17 protein-coding genes and 2 pseudogenes are annotated in these 17,927 nt (G+C 58.7%); 15 read left to right on the top strand and 4 right to left on the bottom strand.

Annotated features, from left to right (window positions below; all coding sequences use genetic code 11):
- Positions 1–109: 109 nt before the first annotated feature.
- The 3 genes and pseudogenes from PG883_RS23965 to PG883_RS19250 all read left to right on the top strand — a co-directional run.
- A pseudogene (locus PG883_RS23965) lies at positions 110–190 on the top strand (type IVa pilus pseudopilin TppD); the annotation flags it as partial.
- 11 nt (positions 191–201) lie between these two features.
- Positions 202–3,798, top strand: coding sequence for a pilus assembly protein (locus PG883_RS19245; protein WP_270807693.1), 3,597 nt, complete (start codon positions 202–204; stop codon positions 3,796–3,798).
- Entirely contained in the window at positions 3,795–4,079 is a 285-nt protein-coding gene (locus PG883_RS19250) for a TapY2 family type IVa secretion system protein (protein WP_041210962.1), read from the top strand. The genes PG883_RS19245 and PG883_RS19250 overlap by 4 nt, the downstream gene beginning before the upstream one ends.
- Positions 4,080–4,092: 13 nt before the next feature.
- Here the strand turns inward: PG883_RS19250 and PG883_RS19255 are convergent, their stop codons facing one another.
- Positions 4,093–4,596 carry a GspH/FimT family pseudopilin gene (locus PG883_RS19255; RefSeq protein WP_010673109.1) on the bottom strand — a complete coding sequence of 168 codons (504 nt, stop codon included), beginning with the start codon at positions 4,594–4,596 and terminating at the stop codon, positions 4,093–4,095.
- A gap of 137 nt (positions 4,597–4,733) precedes the next feature.
- On the opposite strand from PG883_RS19255, the gene PG883_RS19260 reads away from it, so the two are divergent.
- Genes PG883_RS19260 through luxS form a run of 4 tightly spaced genes read left to right on the top strand, consistent with a single transcriptional unit; the run spans position 4,734 to position 7,881 of the window.
- On the top strand, positions 4,734–6,356 hold the full coding sequence (locus tag PG883_RS19260) for an NAD+ synthase (RefSeq protein ID WP_270807695.1): 1,623 nt from the start codon (positions 4,734–4,736) through the stop codon (positions 6,354–6,356).
- A gap of 9 nt (positions 6,357–6,365) precedes the next feature.
- Complete coding sequence (locus tag PG883_RS19265; RefSeq protein ID WP_270807697.1) at positions 6,366–6,704, top strand: P-II family nitrogen regulator; 339 nt, start codon at positions 6,366–6,368, stop codon at positions 6,702–6,704.
- Between the two features lie 46 nt (positions 6,705–6,750).
- Positions 6,751–7,353 carry a transglycosylase SLT domain-containing protein gene (locus PG883_RS19270; RefSeq protein WP_041214486.1) on the top strand — a complete coding sequence of 201 codons (603 nt, stop codon included), beginning with the start codon at positions 6,751–6,753 and terminating at the stop codon, positions 7,351–7,353.
- Positions 7,354–7,371: 18 nt separating this feature from the next.
- On the top strand, positions 7,372–7,881 hold the full coding sequence (luxS, locus tag PG883_RS19275) for an S-ribosylhomocysteine lyase (RefSeq protein ID WP_043153085.1): 510 nt from the start codon (positions 7,372–7,374) through the stop codon (positions 7,879–7,881).
- Between the two features lie 61 nt (positions 7,882–7,942).
- Here the strand turns inward: luxS and PG883_RS19280 are convergent, their stop codons facing one another.
- Complete coding sequence (locus PG883_RS19280; protein WP_010673113.1) at positions 7,943–8,965, bottom strand: GGDEF domain-containing protein; 1,023 nt, start codon at positions 8,963–8,965, stop codon at positions 7,943–7,945.
- A 133-nt stretch (positions 8,966–9,098) separates the two neighbouring features.
- On the opposite strand from PG883_RS19280, the gene rnr reads away from it, so the two are divergent.
- The 4 genes from rnr to PG883_RS19300 all read left to right on the top strand — a co-directional run bounded on the left by rnr (position 9,099) and on the right by PG883_RS19300 (position 13,422).
- Positions 9,099–11,492 (top strand): ribonuclease R, encoded by a 2,394-nt coding sequence (gene rnr / locus PG883_RS19285; RefSeq protein WP_042014881.1) that lies wholly within the window; start codon positions 9,099–9,101, stop codon positions 11,490–11,492.
- On the top strand, positions 11,489–12,238 hold the full coding sequence (rlmB, locus tag PG883_RS19290) for a 23S rRNA (guanosine(2251)-2'-O)-methyltransferase RlmB (protein WP_041214488.1): 750 nt from the start codon (positions 11,489–11,491) through the stop codon (positions 12,236–12,238). The genes rnr and rlmB overlap by 4 nt, the downstream gene beginning before the upstream one ends.
- 7 nt (positions 12,239–12,245) lie before the next feature.
- The gene (locus tag PG883_RS19295) at positions 12,246–12,815 is read left to right on the top strand and encodes a Crp/Fnr family transcriptional regulator (RefSeq protein ID WP_042014880.1); all 570 of its coding nucleotides are present in this window, start codon (positions 12,246–12,248) and stop codon (positions 12,813–12,815) included.
- A gap of 151 nt (positions 12,816–12,966) precedes the next feature.
- Positions 12,967–13,422 carry a GNAT family N-acetyltransferase gene (locus PG883_RS19300; protein ID WP_042014879.1) on the top strand — a complete coding sequence of 152 codons (456 nt, stop codon included), beginning with the start codon at positions 12,967–12,969 and terminating at the stop codon, positions 13,420–13,422.
- Between the two features lie 188 nt (positions 13,423–13,610).
- On the opposite strand, the gene PG883_RS19305 is transcribed toward PG883_RS19300, so the two are convergent.
- Both PG883_RS19305 and PG883_RS19310 read right to left on the bottom strand, forming a co-directional pair.
- Positions 13,611–14,459, bottom strand: coding sequence for a hypothetical protein (locus PG883_RS19305; protein ID WP_042014877.1), 849 nt, complete (start codon positions 14,457–14,459; stop codon positions 13,611–13,613).
- 100 nt (positions 14,460–14,559) lie between these two features.
- On the bottom strand, positions 14,560–15,783 hold the full coding sequence (locus tag PG883_RS19310; protein ID WP_270807702.1) for an Nramp family divalent metal transporter: 1,224 nt from the start codon (positions 15,781–15,783) through the stop codon (positions 14,560–14,562).
- Positions 15,784–16,019: 236 nt separating this feature from the next.
- Here PG883_RS19310 and rpsF point away from each other — a divergent pair, with 236 nt between their 5' ends.
- From rpsF to PG883_RS19330, 4 genes and pseudogenes are all read left to right on the top strand, one after another.
- Complete coding sequence (gene rpsF, locus PG883_RS19315; RefSeq protein WP_005331771.1) at positions 16,020–16,406, top strand: 30S ribosomal protein S6; 387 nt, start codon at positions 16,020–16,022, stop codon at positions 16,404–16,406.
- 32 nt (positions 16,407–16,438) lie between these two features.
- Positions 16,439–16,669: a 30S ribosomal protein S18 gene (rpsR, locus tag PG883_RS19320; protein WP_005313392.1), complete on the top strand. Its 231-nt coding sequence runs from the start codon at positions 16,439–16,441 to the stop codon at positions 16,667–16,669.
- A 52-nt stretch (positions 16,670–16,721) separates the two neighbouring features.
- Positions 16,722–17,168, top strand: a complete 447-nt coding sequence (gene rplI / locus PG883_RS19325; RefSeq protein WP_010673120.1) for a 50S ribosomal protein L9 — start codon at positions 16,722–16,724, stop codon at positions 17,166–17,168.
- Positions 17,169–17,269: 101 nt separating this feature from the next.
- Positions 17,270–17,818: pseudogene (locus PG883_RS19330) on the top strand (ferredoxin--NADP reductase); the annotation flags it as partial.
- Between the last annotated feature and the right edge of the window lie 109 nt (positions 17,819–17,927).

Genomic DNA, 17,927 nt, shown 5'->3' on the forward strand with positions numbered 1-17,927 from the left:
AACCTTAGACCGCGCAAATGTTTGGATTTCAGGCAACCGCAGATCGTGTTTGATGAACTACGACAGGTTGCTTGATTTGGCGGGTGTTGCACTTCGGAGTTGAATTCGCGAGGCCAATGTGAATTATGGAAAATATGTTCGTCCGCTGACTTGGACCGCGGGCGTAGAACAGCCACTGCTCACAAAATAGGAGCGAAGGATATGTGGTTACGACAACTGGGAGTAATTTTATGCTGGTGTAGCCTTGTATTGTCGGTGACATCGACAAGGGCTGATGACACCGAGCTGTTTATTTATGACTTCAACAAGGCGGGGGATTTTCGCCCCAAGGTGCTGCTGATATTTGATAACTCGGGCAGCATGAGAGACACCATGGAGCAGATCAAAGAGGCCTATAATCCGGCTACGGTATATCCGGCCCTGAGTAATGACCCAGATTCCAGTAATAGCAAAAAATATATCTATTTTTCAACGGATGGAAGTGTTCCTACAATCAACACCAACAGGCGATTCTCCGACAAGCTGAATGCCTGTGCGACGTCAAAAATGCCATTGTCGAATATTGGTTATTTTCAGTCGCAAATGTGGAGTTATGAGGTTACGAGTGGTAACCCTCCAGGAGACGGTCGGGGTGAATGGAATTCGCTCAACGGTGATCAAGAGAACGATATCAATCTGGTCGATTGCAAGCAGGATATTACGGCAAGCAACCCGGATAACCCTTATACAGGGAATTGGTCGGTAGGAGCTGGCTATCCGGTAGACAAGACAAGGCGCAATAGGGGGGAATGGTTTTATACGACGAACAAGAGCAATGCAGTAAATGCCAGCAATACGGCTGTGACCATTTATTCCGCCAATTATATTCGCTGGTATCATGGCCCAACTGGATACTCAGTGGAGTCTCGACTCCGTATTGCCAAAGATGCAGTGAAAGGCTTGATTTCATCCACGCCAGGGGTGGACTTCGGTCTGGCTATCTTTAATAGAAATGATGATAGCGATAATAATGGTGGACGCATTGTCAGGGATATATTAGGCAGTGAGATTACCTTGGCAAATGGCAAGACGGGGGAGCAGGACCTGCTGGACCGGGTTGAAGGTTTGACCGCCAGTACCAATACACCGCTATGCGAGACGTTGAGTGAGGCATATCAATTCTTTGGGGGACGAAGCGTTGTTTATGGCTTGCAAGGAGGCACGCGAGATACGACAGCCGAAAGCCCGACAGGCACCTATCAAGCCCCCTATGATAACTGCTCAAACAACGGTTATGTCATCTATATCACCGATGGAGAGCCGACCCAGGACGGTGATGCGAATACCCTTGTCCAGGGACTGATAACTACATTGTCCAGCGATGAAAAAGCGGCTTACGGGACTGCCGTTTCTTATGGTTCAGGGAACAGGTCCAGCAGCTATCTGGCTGCCTTGGCCGGTTATATGAAGCACAAGGATGTCAATGCTGTTTCACCAGGGACCCAGACTGTGACCACCTTTACCGTCGGATTCGGTGATGAAGCCATCTCGGGGGCGGGTAATCTGCTGGCGGAGACGGCCAGACGGGGAGGTGGTGAGTACTACCCAGCGACCGATGCCTCAGCCTTGACCGACGCGCTAAAGGCCTCTTTGCTGGCGATCCTACGTATCAATACCTCACTGGTGTCCCCTGCGATTGCCAGCAACAACTTTGACCGGACTCGCAGTCTCAACAACATCTATTACGCCATGTTTGAGCCGGATGATGGTCCCAGATGGCGGGGCAATCTGAAAAAACTGATCTTTTCTCCTGACGGTTATGTGGCTGACAGCCGAGGTCTGCCCGCTATCAAGTTTGATGGCACCATCATCGACAGCGCCCAGACCTTCTGGTCATCCGGCCGTGATGGCAACAAGGTGGCTGAAGGGGGGGCCCAAGAGATGCTGGCGGCAAAAAGCAGTCGCAGCCTCTATGTCATCAACAATGCCCAGAATCACCTCGATCCGTTGACCAAGGCCAATCTGGTGACGCAGGCGGGCAGTGAGGCCGCGCTCATGACTTTCATGCAGGCCGATACGACGACTGAACTCGATTCCCTGATCAACTGGACCAAGGGGCTGGATGTCGACGACGAAGATTTTGATACGTCGACCCTGATCCGCAGCCACATCATGGGAGACCCTCTGCACTCCCGACCCCTGGTGCTGAATTATGGCCCTCAATCCGGCAACCCGGCCGATGCGCCCGACTTGCGGATCTTGTTTGGGACTAATGCGGGCTTCCTTCATATGTTTAAGGATATGGGGAGCACCATAGACGAAAGCTGGGCTGCGATACCTTATGAGTTCATGGCCAATCAGAGGGCATTGCGTATCAACGCCGAATCTGCGGACCATATTTATGGTGTTGACTCCTCTCCTGTCGCCCTTGTCAAAGATGCCAATCGCAATGGGGTGTTGAAATCTTCCGAGAATGACTTCGTTTGGGTGTTCACCGGATTGAGGAGCGGTGGCAAAGCCTATTACGCCTTCGATATCTCCAGCCCCAATACGCCGACGCTGAAATGGCACCTGAACTCCCAGACGACGGGCTTCGGCGAACTGGGTTTGACCTGGTCGGTGCCTGAAGTCGCGTTTGTGCCTGGAGTTAATGATGGAGAAGGCAATCCCATTCCTGTTCTGATTTTTGCGGGAGGCTATGACACCAACAAGAGTGTCGAGGGGTTGGGGACGAATGACAGCATGGGCAGAGGTATTTACATCGTCAATGCCGACACGGGTGCCTTGATATTTAGCGCAACGCCAGCGAACACCCCGACCTCAGATCATTTACAGGTCAGCGGCATGACAGACAGCATGCCGGGCTCCGTCGCAACGCTGGATAGTGATGGTGATGGCAAGACTGACCGCATCTATGCGGGGGATACCGGAGGCAATATCTGGCGCATGGATCTCCCTAATGCCACCAAATCAGATTGGCGGGTATTCAAATTTGCCAGTCTGGGGTCCGACAGCACTCAGGCCGCTGATCGCCGCTTCTTTACGCAGCCCATAGTGGTGCGCACCATCAACAAGGAAGTGACGAGTACGGTGGTGGGGGGAAATACGGTCTATTCCTATCAGGATCGCCCCTTTGATGCTGTGCTGATCGGCAGTGGTGATCGCAATCGTCCTTCCTCGGAAGCGACTGTCCGCAATGGTTATTTCATGTTGCGTGACTATGACGTCATGCCCCGTTCAGCTACTGCGCAGGCGAGAAACCCCATCTTGATCTCCGATCTTTATGATGTGACCTCTGATCCTTTGTCTGCCCAGACAAGTCCAGATGGGATATTGGCGACCAAAGCGGGGATCACCACCGCCAAGGGGTGGGTCAACTGGTTGAACGAACCCGGCGAGAAGTCCATGGGGGCGGGCGTGGTGTTGCAGGGCAAGCTTTACTTCACCTCCTTCCTGCCGCAAGTGCAGTCGTTCCAGCAATGCACCATTCAATCCATCGGGGCTGCACGCCAATACATGGTAGACATGCATTATGGCAGTTCCTTCCGTTATGTGGTTGATCTTGAAGGCAACCAGACACCTGAGCGTTATGTCGAAATACAGAACAAGGTTGCCGACGATTTGGTGGTGCATGCAGGAGACGATGCCAAGATCCGCATTATTGGAGGCGGTGTCGGGGAAGAGGTCATCCTGAAAGATGAAGGGGATGGTGAGCCTGAGCGTTGTACCGGAGCGGGAGAGTGCAACCAGGGGGCAGAGGAGGCTGAGATGGATATGTCGCCCAAGAAAATTTACCTCTACGAAGGAGAGGCACAATGAAAACACGTAGCGGGGTGTTGGGTTTGTGCCTCTTGTTATCCGGGTCCGTCTTGGCAGATGACATAAAATGTTATGTCGAGCTGGTTAACGGCCAGAAGGTTGTCCTGCACGGTACTGTGGCAGACAACACGCCAAAGGCGGTGCAGGATAAATTCAAACAAAGAGGATACGAGGTGGATGGTGCGGTACAGCCTGTGAAGAAAATCCTGGAATGCCGCACTGCGGAGGAAAATTTCCAGTCAAAAGAGGGTCAGCAACAGGATGCCCGTCAACTGCGATAGCGAAGGACTTCATTCAGAGGCAGATATTTGCCTGGGTAGATTGGGTGGTGCGGCCGGAGGGAGAGATGACCAGATTTATCTGGGCATTTCCTGAACGACACAGCGTGATGGTGGCATTGGTACCCAGGCTGGTGCCATCAGGGCTGAAGGTAGTGGAAGTTCGATTGTTTGCAGCAGTCAGCGAGTCAGATAGCTGAGGGCTTCTTGCCAGAATCTGCTCACCGTTATTGAAAATGTCATTGCCATTACCGTCGACGAACACGAGGAATTGGGTCGGATTGGCGGTGACACAATTGTCACTGGCATTGGCAAGGCACACAGTGACAGATTGCTGGTTGTCGATGGCTTGGCTACGAGCAAAACGCAGATATTTCAAGAGTGTGCGAGATTCAAATTTCAAGGCATTCTCATTGAGCAGGCTCGACATGGCCGGTGCACCAATACCAAGCAAGATGACCCCCAGACTGACGGCGATCATCAGTTCCAGCAGGGTGAATCCTTTCTCGTCCTTGATCATGGCAATATCTCCCTCGATTAGTTACATCTTATCTCCAGACAGCCAGAACACCAGCGCAAAGCCCAAGTGTTGAGCTGGCACAGCCAGCGCCTTTTCTTTATCATTCCCCATCATTTTCGAATTCAAGATGCATCGCCATGGCAAAAGCCCTCTCTCTGATGCTTGCCCAGTTAAATCTGACGGTAGGCGCCATCGAAGATAACTGTGACAAGGTACTGGCGGCAGCAGCCCAGGCCGATCAGCAAGGGGCCGATCTGCTGGTTTGCTCCGAGCTGGCCTTGACAGGATACCCACCTGAGGATCTGCTGCTGCGCACCGACCTGATGGTCCGGGTCGAGGCCGCCCTGGCCCGCATCGCGGCATGGCAGGGACAATGTGCCATTCTGGTGGGCCATCCCTGGCGCGAAGCGGGGGCGCTTTTCAATACGGCGTCTCTCTATGAGCGCGGTCAACTGCGGGCACGTTATTTCAAACAGGACTTGCCCAACTACGGGGTGTTCGACGAGAAGCGCTACTTCACTGCGGCGACCGATACCTGTGTGGTGCCGTTCCGTGGCCATCAGCTGGGTTTGCTCATCTGCGAAGATCTCTGGCAGCCGGGTCCGGCGCTGGCCGCCAAGGCGGCGGGGGCCGAGCTGCTGCTCACCATCAATGCCTCTCCTTATGATCAGGAAAAACCCTGGATCCGCCGCGAGCTGATGGCGGAACGCTGCGATCAGACCGGTCTGCCGCTCATCTACCTCAATCAGGTATGCGGCCAGGACGAGCTGATCTTCGACGGCTGCTCCAAGGTGTTCAACAGCCAGGGCGAGCTGACCCACAAGCTGGCTCCGTTTGCCGAAGAGCTGGCGCTGGTGCGCTTTGCCGATGGTCAGCCGGTAAAGGAGCGGGAACCCTCGGCGCCGCTGGCGCCGTTGGCCGAGACCTATCAGGCCCTGGTGCTGGCGGTGCGGGACTATGTCACCAAGAACGGTTTTCAGGGCGCCGTGCTGGGCCTCTCCGGTGGTATCGACTCGGCGCTGACCCTGGCCATTGCGGCCGACGCCATCGGGGCGGACAAGGTGCAGGCGGTGATGATGCCGTTCCGATACACCGCCCAGATGAGCGTGGAGGATGCCAAGGAGCAGGCCGAGCGGATGGGGGTGGAGTTCAACATCATCTCCATCGAACCCATGTTCGAAGGCTTCATGACGCAGCTGGCACCTCTGTTTGAAGGGAACGCCCGCGACACCACCGAAGAGAACCTGCAGGCCCGCTGCCGCGGTGTACTCTTGATGGCGCTGTCCAACAAGCGCCGCCGTATCGTGCTGACCACTGGCAACAAGAGCGAGATGGCCGTGGGATATGCCACGCTGTATGGCGACATGGCGGGTGGCTTTGATGTGCTCAAGGACGTCCCCAAGACCCTGGTCTTCAAGCTGTGCGAATATCGCAACAGCGTGGAGTACGTGATCCCGCAGCGGGTCATCGATCGTCCCCCGTCGGCCGAACTGGCACCTGATCAGGTGGACCAGGACAGCCTGCCCCCCTATGACATTCTGGATGCCATCCTCAAGCGCTACGTGGAAGAGGATGCGTCTGTCGCCGACATGGTGGCGGAAGGTTTCGAAGAGGCGGTGGTACGCAAGGTGATCCGTCTGGTGGATCTCAACGAATACAAGCGCCGTCAGGCCGCCGTCGGCCCCCGCATCACGGCTCGCAACTTTGGTAAGGACCGCCGCTATCCCATCACGTCCGGGTTCGGCAAACAGAACTGGTAAGGAGTCACCATGAAGAAGATTGAAGCCATCATCAAACCGTTCAAGCTGGACGATGTGCGCGAGGCCCTGGCCGAGATCGGCATCAACGGCATGACAGTGTCCGAGGTCAAGGGGTTCGGCCGCCAGAAGGGCCATACCGAGCTCTATCGCGGTGCCGAGTACATAGTCGACTTCCTGCCCAAGGTCAAGGTGGAGCTGGTGGTGCAGGACGAGGATCTCGATGCCTGCCTGGAAGCCATCCAGAACACAGCGCGTACCGGCAAGATCGGTGATGGCAAGATCTTCGTCTGCGAGGTAGAGCGCGTCATTCGTATTCGTACTGGTGAAGAGAACGAAGACGCGATCTGATGTGGTGGATGTGCCCTGTGATGAACAGCAAGAGTCTGTCGTTCTGATGTCGTTGTACCGTATCGGGGTCGTGGCGGCGTGCTTGATGGCACTCACCGCGTGCAGTACCCGGCCGCCGGCCCAGCCGGAAAACCTGTGCCAGATCTTTCGGGAGAAACCCGAATGGCACGAGGCGGCGCTCAAGATGAACGAGAAGTGGGGGACACCTGTCCAGGTAGTGATGGCCATGATGTACCAGGAGTCCTCCTTCGTGCACGATGCCCAGCCGCCGATGCAGTATTTCCTCTTCATCCCCACCGGGCGGGCCAGTTCAGCCTACGGCTATGCCCAGGTGAAAGACGAAACCTGGGCCGACTACCAGCGGGAAACCGGCAACGGCTGGAGCGATCGCGACGACTTTGCCGACGCCATCGATTTCATGGGCTGGTACACTCACAAGGCACAGCGGCTCAACGGCACGTCCAAGTGGGATGCCTATGGCCAGTATCTCAATTATCACGAAGGCTGGGGGGGCTACCGACGTGGCAGCTACCGCAGCAAGGGATGGCTGATGAAGGTCTCCCGCAAGGTGGAGGCCCGTGCCCAGCGCTACGGTGCCCAGTATCGACAATGCAAGGATCAGCTCTCCAGCGGGGGCTGGTTCTGGTAACCAAATCAGGAGTCAGAAATGCCGTTATTGGACAGTTTTACCGTCGACCATACCCGCATGGCCGCCCCGGCAGTGCGGGTGGCGAAGACCATGCAGACCCCGAACAAGGACACCATCACCGTGTTCGACCTGCGTTTCTGCGTGCCGAACGAGGAGATCCTCTCCGAGCGCGGCATCCATACTCTGGAGCATCTGTTTGCCGGCTTCATGCGTGACCATCTCAATGGGAATGGGGTGGAGATCATCGACATCTCTCCCATGGGCTGCCGCACCGGCTTCTACATGAGCCTGATCGGTGCGCCGGATGAAGCCCGTGTTGGCGCTGCCTGGCAGGCCGCCATGAGCGACGTGCTGACCGTGCAGGAGCAGAGCAAGATCCCTGAGCTGAACGAATACCAGTGCGGTACTTACAGCATGCACTCGCTGGAAGAGGCCCATGCCATCGCCCGCCATGTGCTGGAGCGCGGTATCGGTGTCAACCACAATGACGAGCTGGCCCTGCCGGAAGAGAAGCTGAAAAGCCTCTGATCCCGATAAGGAAAGCATGAAAAAGGCCGGTCAATGACCGGCCTTTTTGCATCTGGTGGGATCAGGAGGGCAGTGGCATCACCCGATTGCGTCCCAGCTCCTTGGCCTTGTAGAGCAGCTTGTCGGTACGCTCGATCAGGGTGTCTGCCGTCTCCTGAGGGATGTATTCCCCCACGCCGAACGAGGCGGTGATGTGATCGATGCGTCGCCCGGATTTGCGATCCAGAATTGACATCCGCTCGATGACGCGACGCAGGCTCTCGGCCATCTGGCGGGTCAGCGCCAGGGCGCGGTTTGGCACCAAGAGGGCAAACTCCTCACCCCCCAGGCGATAGGCGGTTATGCCCTCCTTGCTGGCCTCTCGCAGTCGCTTGCCGACGATGCGCAGCACCTGGTCCCCCAGCAGATGTCCGTATTCGTCGTTGAAGTTCTTGAAGCGATCGATATCGGTCAGGATCAGGGAGAAGGGCTGCTTGCTGCGGATGAGGCTGTCCATCTCGAGATCGAAGGCGCGTCGATTGAGCAGAGACGTGAGCGGGTCCTCGGTGGCCAGCTTCCTCGTCTCGTTCAGGGCCTGTTTCAGCTCCTTTATCTCTTTCTCGGCGCTGCTGAGCTGGTTGCGAAAGTGGAGGGTGGACATGCGTACGTCACGCGACTCGCGCACGAGATCCCGCAGGATCCCCATGGTGTCTTCCAGGCTGAGCCCCTCGTCGTCTATCTTGCTCAGCTTGTCGAAACTCTTGTCGAGCATCTCCTGAAACAGCCCGGTATCGGAGATGGCATCCTGCATCGAGTGACTCAGCTCGCTGGCCATTGCCGCCAGGTTGAGTTTCATCGCCTCGATCTGCTGCTCGTCCTGGGCTGCAAGGTGCTGGTGGTAGAGACGCTCACAGGTGGTCAGGGAGAAGGTCCCCTGTTGTTTTATCGCCTGATCGACGGCATGGTTGAGTTCGGGCATGTCGCCGGAGACATAGCTGTACCAAAGGTGATAGTTGTTCGGCGTGGTGGGAATTTGATACTTGATCATCAGGGGAACCGCCTGTTTCAAATAGGCGGCAGATTGGGCGAACGAGTCCTTGCTCATGAGTTCCGAGTCTCACATACCTGCAAACTGTGTCCAGTATGACAGAGAGAATGGCCAAAAGGCAGTCGATGGATGCCATTAGCTCCCCCCTCCGATATAATGTCTGCGTTATTACCTACCCTAAGGCCTGCTTATGTCTCAAAAAGATCCTTTCCTCCAACGCGAGGCCGAAAAATACGAAAACCCCATCGCCAGTCGCGAGATGCTGCTGGAGCTCATCAAGGGCCATGAAAAACCCATGTCCCGGGAAGAGCTGGCCAAGGTCCTCAAGCTGACCGATGAAGAGCCGTTGGAAGCCTTGCGACGTCGTCTGCGCGCCATGGAGCGCGACGGGCAGCTCGTGTTCACCCGCAACCAATGTTACGCCCTGCCGGATCGCCTGAATCTGGTCAAAGGCTATGTGCTTGGCCACAAAGATGGATTCGGTTTTCTGCGCCCCGAGGGTGGTGGAGCGGATCTCTTCCTGAACAACCGTGAGATGCAGCGCCTGATGCATGGCGACTATGCCCTGGTGCAGCCGACCGAGATCGATCGCAAGGGTCGTCAGGAAGCGCGTCTGGTGCGCCTGCTCAAATCCCGCGAGGCGGACATCGTCGGTCGTTACTTCGTCGAGAACGGCGTCGGTTTCGTGGTACCCGATGACAGCCGCATCGGCCAGGACATCATCATCCCGGAAGGGGAGAACAAGGGGGCTCGCCAGAGCCAGGTCGTGGTCGTGCGCATCAACCAGCGCGCCACTGCCCGCTTCAATGCGGTCGGTACCGTCTTGGAAGTCCTGGGTGAGAACATGGCGCCCGGCATGGAGATCGAGATCGCCCTGCGTACCCACGGCATTCCGCACACCTGGCCGGAAGAGGTGACCAAAGAGGTCGCCGGTCTCGGTGAGCAGGTGCCGGAGAAGGCCAAAGAGGGTCGCATCGACCTGCGCGCCCTGCCGCTGGTGACCATCGACGGGGAAGACGCCCGCGACTTCGATGACGCTGTCTTTTGTGAAGCCAAGCGCGGTGGCGGCTGGCGCCTGTGGGTCGCTATTGCCGACGTTTCTGCCTATGTGAAACCGGGCACGGCCCTCGACACCGAAGCCTATCAGCGCGGAAACTCGGTCTATTTCCCCGAGTTCGTGGTGCCCATGCTGCCGGAGGTGCTCTCCAACGGTCTGTGTTCCCTGAACCCGCAGGTCGACCGGCTCTGCATGGTGTGCGAGATGACCATCTCCGCCGCCGGCCGCATGTCCGGCTACAAGTTCTACGAAGCGGTAATGAACTCCCACGCTCGCCTGACCTACACCAAGGTAGCGGCGATCCTGGACGGGGATCCCAAGCTGCGTCAGCAGTATGATCCGCTGGTGGGCCACATCGAGGAGCTGAGCAACCTCTACAAGGCGCTCAAGCATGCTCGCCATCAACGCGGTGCGGTAGAGTTCGAGAGCGAGGAGACCCGCTTCATCTTCAACGCCCAGCGCAAGATCGACCGTATCGTACCGCTGGTGCGCAATGACGCCCACAAGATCATCGAAGAGTGCATGATCCAGGCGAACGTGGCGGCCGCCCGCTACATCGAGAAGAACGAGGCCGCCGCCCTGTTCCGGGTGCACGACCGCCCGGGCGAGGAGCGTCTGACCGGCTTCCGTGACTTCCTGGCCGAACTGGGTCTGGAGCTCAAGGGGGGCCTGGAGCCCGAGCCGAAGGACTTTGCCGACCTGGCCGCCAAATTCGAAGGGCGCCCGGATGCGGAACTGCTCTCCACCATGCTGCTGCGCTCCATGCGTCAGGCCATCTATCAGGCCGACAACATCGGTCACTTCGGCTTGGCCCTGAAGTCCTACGCTCACTTCACCTCGCCAATCCGTCGTTACCCGGATCTCATCCTGCACCGGGCGATCAAGTACCAGACCGCCAAGGAGCAGCAGGGCAACCTGCGCCACAAGTGGACGCCGAGCGGTGGCTACCACTACCAGCTGGAAGAAGTGGACCCCATGGGCGAGCACTGCTCCATGACGGAGCGCCGTGCCGATGATGCCACCCGCGACGTGGCAGACTGGCTCAAGTGCGAGTACATGCTGGATCACGTGGGTGACGAGTTTGACGGCGTCATCGCCAGCGTCACCGGTTTTGGCTTCTTCGTGCGCCTGGCGGAGATCCACATCGACGGTCTGGTGCACGTCAGCACCCTCACCAACGACTACTACCAGTTCGACCCCCTGCACCAGCAGCTGATCGGCGAGAACTTCCGCCGCCGCTACCGTCTGGGTGACAAGGTGCGGGTCAAGGTGATGGGCGTGAACCTGGACGATCGCAAGATCGACTTCGTGATGGTGGAAGAGCCCCTCAAGGCCACCGGCAAGAACGCCAAGGAGATGGCGCGCAAGCAGGCCGAGATCAAGAAAGAGAAGGCCAAGAGCGCCCAGCGCCACGAGAAACGCAAAGAGGGCAAGGAGAGCGGTAAATCCGACAAGGGTGGCCGTGCCAAGCCCAGCAACAGACGACCGGGCAAGAAGGCCCGCGACAAGGCCAAGAGCACTAAATGAGTACTGAACTGATCTACGGCATTCACGCCGTCTCCGCGCTGCTGGAGCGCACCCCCGAGCGCTTCATCGAGGTGTGGGCCCTCAAGGGCCGCGATGACGAGCGGCTGCATCCCCTGCTGGCCGAGCTGGAGTCCCTCGGTATCAGGGTGCAGAGCGTGAACCGCAAGACGCTGGATGACAAGGCGGAAGGCAACAATCACCAGGGCATCATGGCCAAGGTGATTGAAGCGCCCAAGCTGGCCGAGCACGACCTGGCCAGCCTGCTGGACGGTCTGGCGGCGCAAGAGACAGCGCCCTTCCTGCTGGTACTGGACGGGGTGACCGATCCGCACAATCTCGGCGCCTGTCTGCGCAGTGCCGATGCCGCCGGGGTGCATGCGGTGATCGTGCCGCGGGACAAGGCCACAGGCCTCACATCCGTGGTGCGCAAGGTCGCCTGTGGCGCCGCCGAAGTGGTGCCGCTCATCCAGGTCACCAACCTGGCCCGCAGCCTGCGCGAGCTGCAGGAGCGCGGCGTCTGGATCGTCGGCACCGCCGGCGAGGCGGATCACGATCTCTATCAGGCCAAACTCACCGGCCCCATGGCGCTGGTGATGGGGGCCGAAGGCAAGGGGATGCGCCGTCTGACCCGCGAGCACTGCGACGAGCTGGTGAGCATCCCGATGGCGGGGGCGGTATCCAGCCTCAACGTCTCGGTGGCGAGCGGTGTCTGCCTGTTCGAAGCCGTGCGCCAGCGCCGCGTCTGACAAGACGATGACCGACAGACCCCCCTTTGTCTGGGAACGGGTTGCAGATGAGCAGGAGGCCGAGCGCCTCCTCTCTTTTGTCCGCTCCCTGACCTTGCCCCCTCGCACCTGCCTCTGGCATGCCGGTGACAGTCCGGCACTGCTGGTCAGGGTGGAGGAGGGATTGCTGCGGGCCAGGGTGGTGCTGGCGGATGGCCGCGAGTACATCAAGGAGTTCTATTGGGAGGGGGACGAGTTTATCGACTTCCACCACCTGCTCAGTGGTGAGCCCGCCCGCTACAGCGTGGAGGCGCTGGAGCCTTGCCGGCTGCAGCTTCTTCCGCTGGCGGATCTGCGCCGACTCCCTTGCTGGCCCGCCTGGTATCACCATCTCCTTGAAGTGCAACTGCGCATCAAGGAGGAGAAAGAGCTGTTGCTGCTGACCGGGGGCCCAGAGGCGCGCTATCAGCATTTTCTGCGAAGCTTCCCCGCGCTGGATGCCAGGGTTCCGGATCACCAGATTGCCGCCTATCTGGGGATCACCCCCATCAGCCTGAGCCGCATCCGCAGGCGGCTGAAAACGCGCGATCAGGGTTGAGCTAGAAGGGATTGCCGATGAACCTGGGCAGAGATCGGCTCTTTGCCGGCCATGTCCGCATTGGATGAGAAGGGGGGCAACTTAACCAAGGTTAATGCCCCTCGTCGGGAGCAAGATTATGCTGTCAGACCCCATTAAACAGGAGTCATTCATGAACTGGAGTATGAAATCCTGGTCCGAGCTGACCACTGATGAATTGTATGAGCTGCTTGCCCTGCGCGCCGAGGTGTTCGTGGTGGAGCAGACCTGCCCTTTCCAGGATCTGGACGGGCTCGATCGCCGCGAAGGGGTCTGGCACCTGCTCGGCTATCAGGGCGATCTGCTGGCCGCCTATGCCCGCATCATGGCACCCGGCATTGGTGATGGCAGCGGCGCCGCCATCGGCCGCGTGGTTACCTCTCCCACGTCGCGGGGGGGCGGACTGGGTCACCGCCTGCTGGTGCAAGCGGTCAGAGAGTGCGAGGCACGCTGGCCTGCACACAGTATCTGGCTCGGTGCACAGGCCCACCTGCAAGGTTTTTACGGCCAGCATGGTTTCGTGGCCGAAGGGGAAGGGTATCTGGAAGATGACATCCCTCACATGGGGATGCGAAGGGAGCCTGCCTGACATCGTCAGGTGCCAGGAAAGGGGCAAGTGGCCCCTCATCCGTGGTGCATCGCATGGTTTTTTTGCTACCCCGTGGCCATGTGGTCGTCAGCCCGGGGTGAGATACCGCCGCGCTGATCTGCCTGCGGTCTCTCTGTCGGGACACCGCCCCGGTCAGGGCGGTGCGGCATCAGGAAGGCTGTGGTGGTTCAGGGAGTGACCCGGGTGGTGAGGGTAAATCCCTCTTCACTGGAGGCCAGCGTCACCTGAACCTGGCCCAACTCGGTCAGAGTGCTTACATGGGTGCCGCCACAGGGAATGGTGATCTCCCGACCGTCCACCATGCCATGCCAGTAGCGGGAATCGATGATGGCATCACCGGCCCGGCTGCGGCGGATCTCGCCTCCCTCTTTGAGCCAGCGCATCAGCTGCTCGTTGACCTGGAGCGCTATCCTGTCGAGGTCGGCCAGCAATGCCTCGCTGTTGATTCCCTTTTTCCGAAGGCTCTTGCCGATCCGGTACTGCTCCTTTGATCCTCTGGGCTCGACCCGGGAGTGCTGGATGGCGAGGCGATCGAAATCCGGCTGCCCGAGAGCGTCCAGCTCGCTTGTCTCCTTTCGCCAATAGGGCGTGAGCGCCCGATTGAGGGCCAGTGCCACCAGGTGGCAGGCGCTGTGGCCCAGGCTCAGGGCATGGCGAGCCTCGGCATCCACTGTCAGTTCCACAGGCGAGCCAATGGCAAGGTGATGGGAACCGGCGAGGGGATGCACCACCACGAAAGCCCACCCATCCGCCCCCCGCTTGACCGGAATCTCCGTATCCACGAACAGCTCGCCCTCGGGACTGATGGCGCCCATGCGGCAGGGGCCCACGGCCGCTTCCCCCTCTTCCCAGCGCACTGTGCCCACGTCACCGGGTTGATCGGGCCAGAGGTGGCTCTGGGGATGAAAGGGGGTGAGGTCGGTGACCAGCAGGGTCGGATCCCCCTGTTTGCAACAGACGACGCTGGCCTGTTCCTGATGGTGGCCCAGTACGAAGCTGGCTCGGGTATGTTCCATGGCAGGGCTCCCGCAACGAGATGATGAGAAGGGAAAGGAGCAGCATACGCGAAAGTGCGAAGAGGCTCATCAACCCGGGTCAATGAGCCTCAAGATGGCGTTAGAGGGTGGTGACCAGCAGATAGGCATTGAGGCCGATCACCAGGGCGACGATGAGGCGCCCCACGGCCTGGGTGACGGGGTGATTGCGATGTGCCCCCATCAGGGCGCGATCACCGGTCAGGATCAGCAGCGGAATGAGAGCGAGGGCGATGCCGAAGCTCAGCACTACCTGGCTCAACACCAGGATTTCAGTGGTGTTGAGGCCCATGGCGATCACCACGAAGGCGGGGGCCATGGTGATGGCTCGGCGCAGCCAGAGCGGAATGGTGAAGCGCACGAAGCCCTGCATCACCACTTGTCCCGCCAGCGTTCCCACCACGGTGGAGGAGATGCCGGAGGCGACCAGGGAGAGGCCGAACAGGGTGGCGGCTGCCGGGCCCAGCAGGGGCGTGAGGGTCTGGTAGGCCGTTTCCAGCTCGGCCACCTGCTGATTGCCGGAGCTGTGGAAGGCGGCAGCTGCCATGGCCATCATGGCCAGGTTGACGAAGCCGGCGATGGTCATGGCGATGGCCACGTCGACCCGGGTGCTGTGCAGTCGCTGGGTCACCGTGCCCTGCTCCTGGGTGTGCTGGGTCAGGGCCGAGTGGAGATAGATGACATGGGGCATCACGGTGGCACCAAGCACGCCGGCGGCAAGATAGACAGCATCACCATTGGGGAGGCCGGGGAAGAGTGCCCCTTCCAGCAGACTCGGCAGATAGGGGCGCGAGAAGATCAGCTCGACGATGTAGGCGGCGGCCACGAACAGCAGCAGGCCCCCCACCACGAACTCCAGCGGCTTCTGGCCACGGGATTGAAGCATCAGGATCCCCCAGGTGACCACGGCGGTGATGCAGGCCCCTTCCAGCAGGGTGATGCCGAGCAGCAGTTTGAAGCCGACCGCAGCGCCGATGAACTCGGCGAGATCGGTGGCCATGGCGATGATCTCGGCCTGCACCCAATAGGCCCAGACTGCGGGCCTGGGCAGACGATCACGAATGTGTTCCGCCAGGTTCTTGCCAGTGACGATACCGAGCTTGGCCGAGAGGGTCTGCACCAGCATGGCCATCAGGTTGGCCCACACCACTACCCACAGCAGTTGATAGCCGAAGGTGGAGCCGGCCTGGATATTGGTCGCAAAATTGCCCGGGTCGATATAACCGATGGCGGCGATGAAGGCGGGGCCGAGCAGGGTCAGCTTGAATTTGCGGGCCGGGATGGCCGTGGTGAGCGCAGGTTGCATACTGTCATCCTCCGTGGGGATATGAGGAGAGTATGGATCTAAATGATAATTGTTATCAATTAAAGTTTTGTATCGGGCTCATCGAGAAAAACATCTTGCTTCGCCAGTTGCAGTGGGAGAGGTGATTTCGTACAATACGCCGCCCTAGAAAGCAGCGTCTAAACATCACTATGTTCCTTGCCTCCGAGGTCTGGCTGCACCTGGGCGGAGGCTGAATTAATCCGTAAGGAGCTAAAATGCGTCATTACGAAATCGTCTTCATGGTTCATCCGGACCAGAGCGAGCAAGTACCTGGCATGATCGAGCGTTACACCGGCGCTATCACCACCGCTGGTGGTACCATTCATCGCCTGGAAGATTGGGGCCGTCGTCAACTGGCTTACCCGATCGACAAGCTGCACAAGGCTCACTACGTTCTGATGAACGTAGAAGCTGAACAGGCCGTTATCGATGAGCTGGAAACCAACTTCCGCTTCAACGATGCCGTTATCCGCAACATGATCATGCGCACCAAGCACGCCGTGACTGAAGTTTCTCCGATGGCCAAGGCCAAGGAAGAGCGCTTCACCCGTCGTGACGACGAGCGTCGCGAAGATGCTGTTGAAGCGTCTTCCGAAGAGTAATTCTTAGATCACCGCATTAGAGGATAAAGGCCATGGCACGTTATTTCCGTCGTCGTAAGTTCTGCCGCTTCACTGCCGAGAACGTTACCGAGATCGACTACAAAGATATCGTTACTCTGAAAAACTACGTCACTGAATCTGGCAAGATCGTACCGAGCCGTATCACCGGTACCCGCGCCAAGTATCAGCGTCAGCTGGCACGCGCCATCAAGCGTGCTCGTTACCTGGCTCTGCTGCCGTACACCGATCTGCACAACAAGTAAGAATCGGCCCGGCGCTTACGCCTAACTCAACGAAATTTATAGAGGAAAGGTAATGCAAGTTATCCTGCTCGATAAGATCGCCAAACTGGGCGGTCTGGGTGACCAAGTTTCCGTAAAAGCTGGTTATGCCCGTAACTACCTGATCCCGCAAGGCAAAGCTGTTATGGCCACCAAGGCCAACATCGAAGCCTTCGGTGCTCGTCGCGCTGAGCTGGAAGCCAAACTGGCTGCCAACAAGGCTGCTGCCGAAGAGCGCGCTGCCAAGCTGGGTGAGCTGGCTGCCGTTGTCATCGCCTCCAAGTCTGGCGACGAAGGCAAGCTGTTCGGTTCCATCGGTACCCGTGACGTGGCTGAAGCCATCACTGCTGCCGGCGTAGCCGTTGCCAAGAGCGAAGTCCGCATGGGCAACGTTCTGCGTAACACCGGTGAGTACGAAGTTGTTGTTCAGCTGCACGCTGACGTCAAAGCAACCGTACAAATCCAGGTTGTTGCTCTGTAATAGCGTTCCGCTCTTGCAGAAAAACCCGCGCACATGCGCGGGTTTTTTATTTTCAGATCAAGGGGTAAAGTGAAGGTCTGTTCCTCTGGAGGAGAACCTTTATGGCTGCCTGGGTTGAAGGTCGGGTCATCGAGCGCATCGAGTGGACACCCACCCTGCTCTCCCTGCGTGTGGAGGCGGAACTTGCCCCCTACAAGGCGGGTCAATTCACCAAGCTGGCCCTGGAGCAGGGCGAGCGTCGAGTCCAGCGTGCCTACTCCTTCGTCAATCCTCCCGGCACGCCCTATCACGAATTCTATCTGGTGGAGATCCCCGGCGGTGAGCTGAGTCCCTCTCTCGGTTCCCTGCAGGTGGGCGACAGCCTGCTGGTGCAGTCCCAGGCCACCGGTTTTCTGACCCTGGATGAGATTCCCCCGGGACGTGACCTCTGGCTGCTCTCAACCGGCACCGCCATCGGCCCCTTCCTCGCCATGCTGGCCGAGGGACAGGTCTTCGACCGCTTCGAGCATCTGGTGCTGGTACACGGGGTGAGAAAAGGGGAAGAGCTCAGCTATCAGCCGCTTATCGCCAGTTTTGCCGAGCAGCATGGCGAGCGTTTTCGCTATGTTCCCTTCGTCAGTCGTGAGACCTGGCCGGGGGCGATGGCAGGTATCTATTCACCAGGACGGGGTTGACGGCATCAGTTCTGCCGGGATGGGATAATCTGTCTTCTCGATGCACGCCCTGACCACGGCCCTCAACCACTCCTGTGGGCAGCGG

It is taken from the genome of Aeromonas sp. QDB25, assembly GCF_027707725.1.
Taxonomy (GTDB): Bacteria; Pseudomonadota; Gammaproteobacteria; order Enterobacterales; family Aeromonadaceae; genus Aeromonas; species Aeromonas caviae.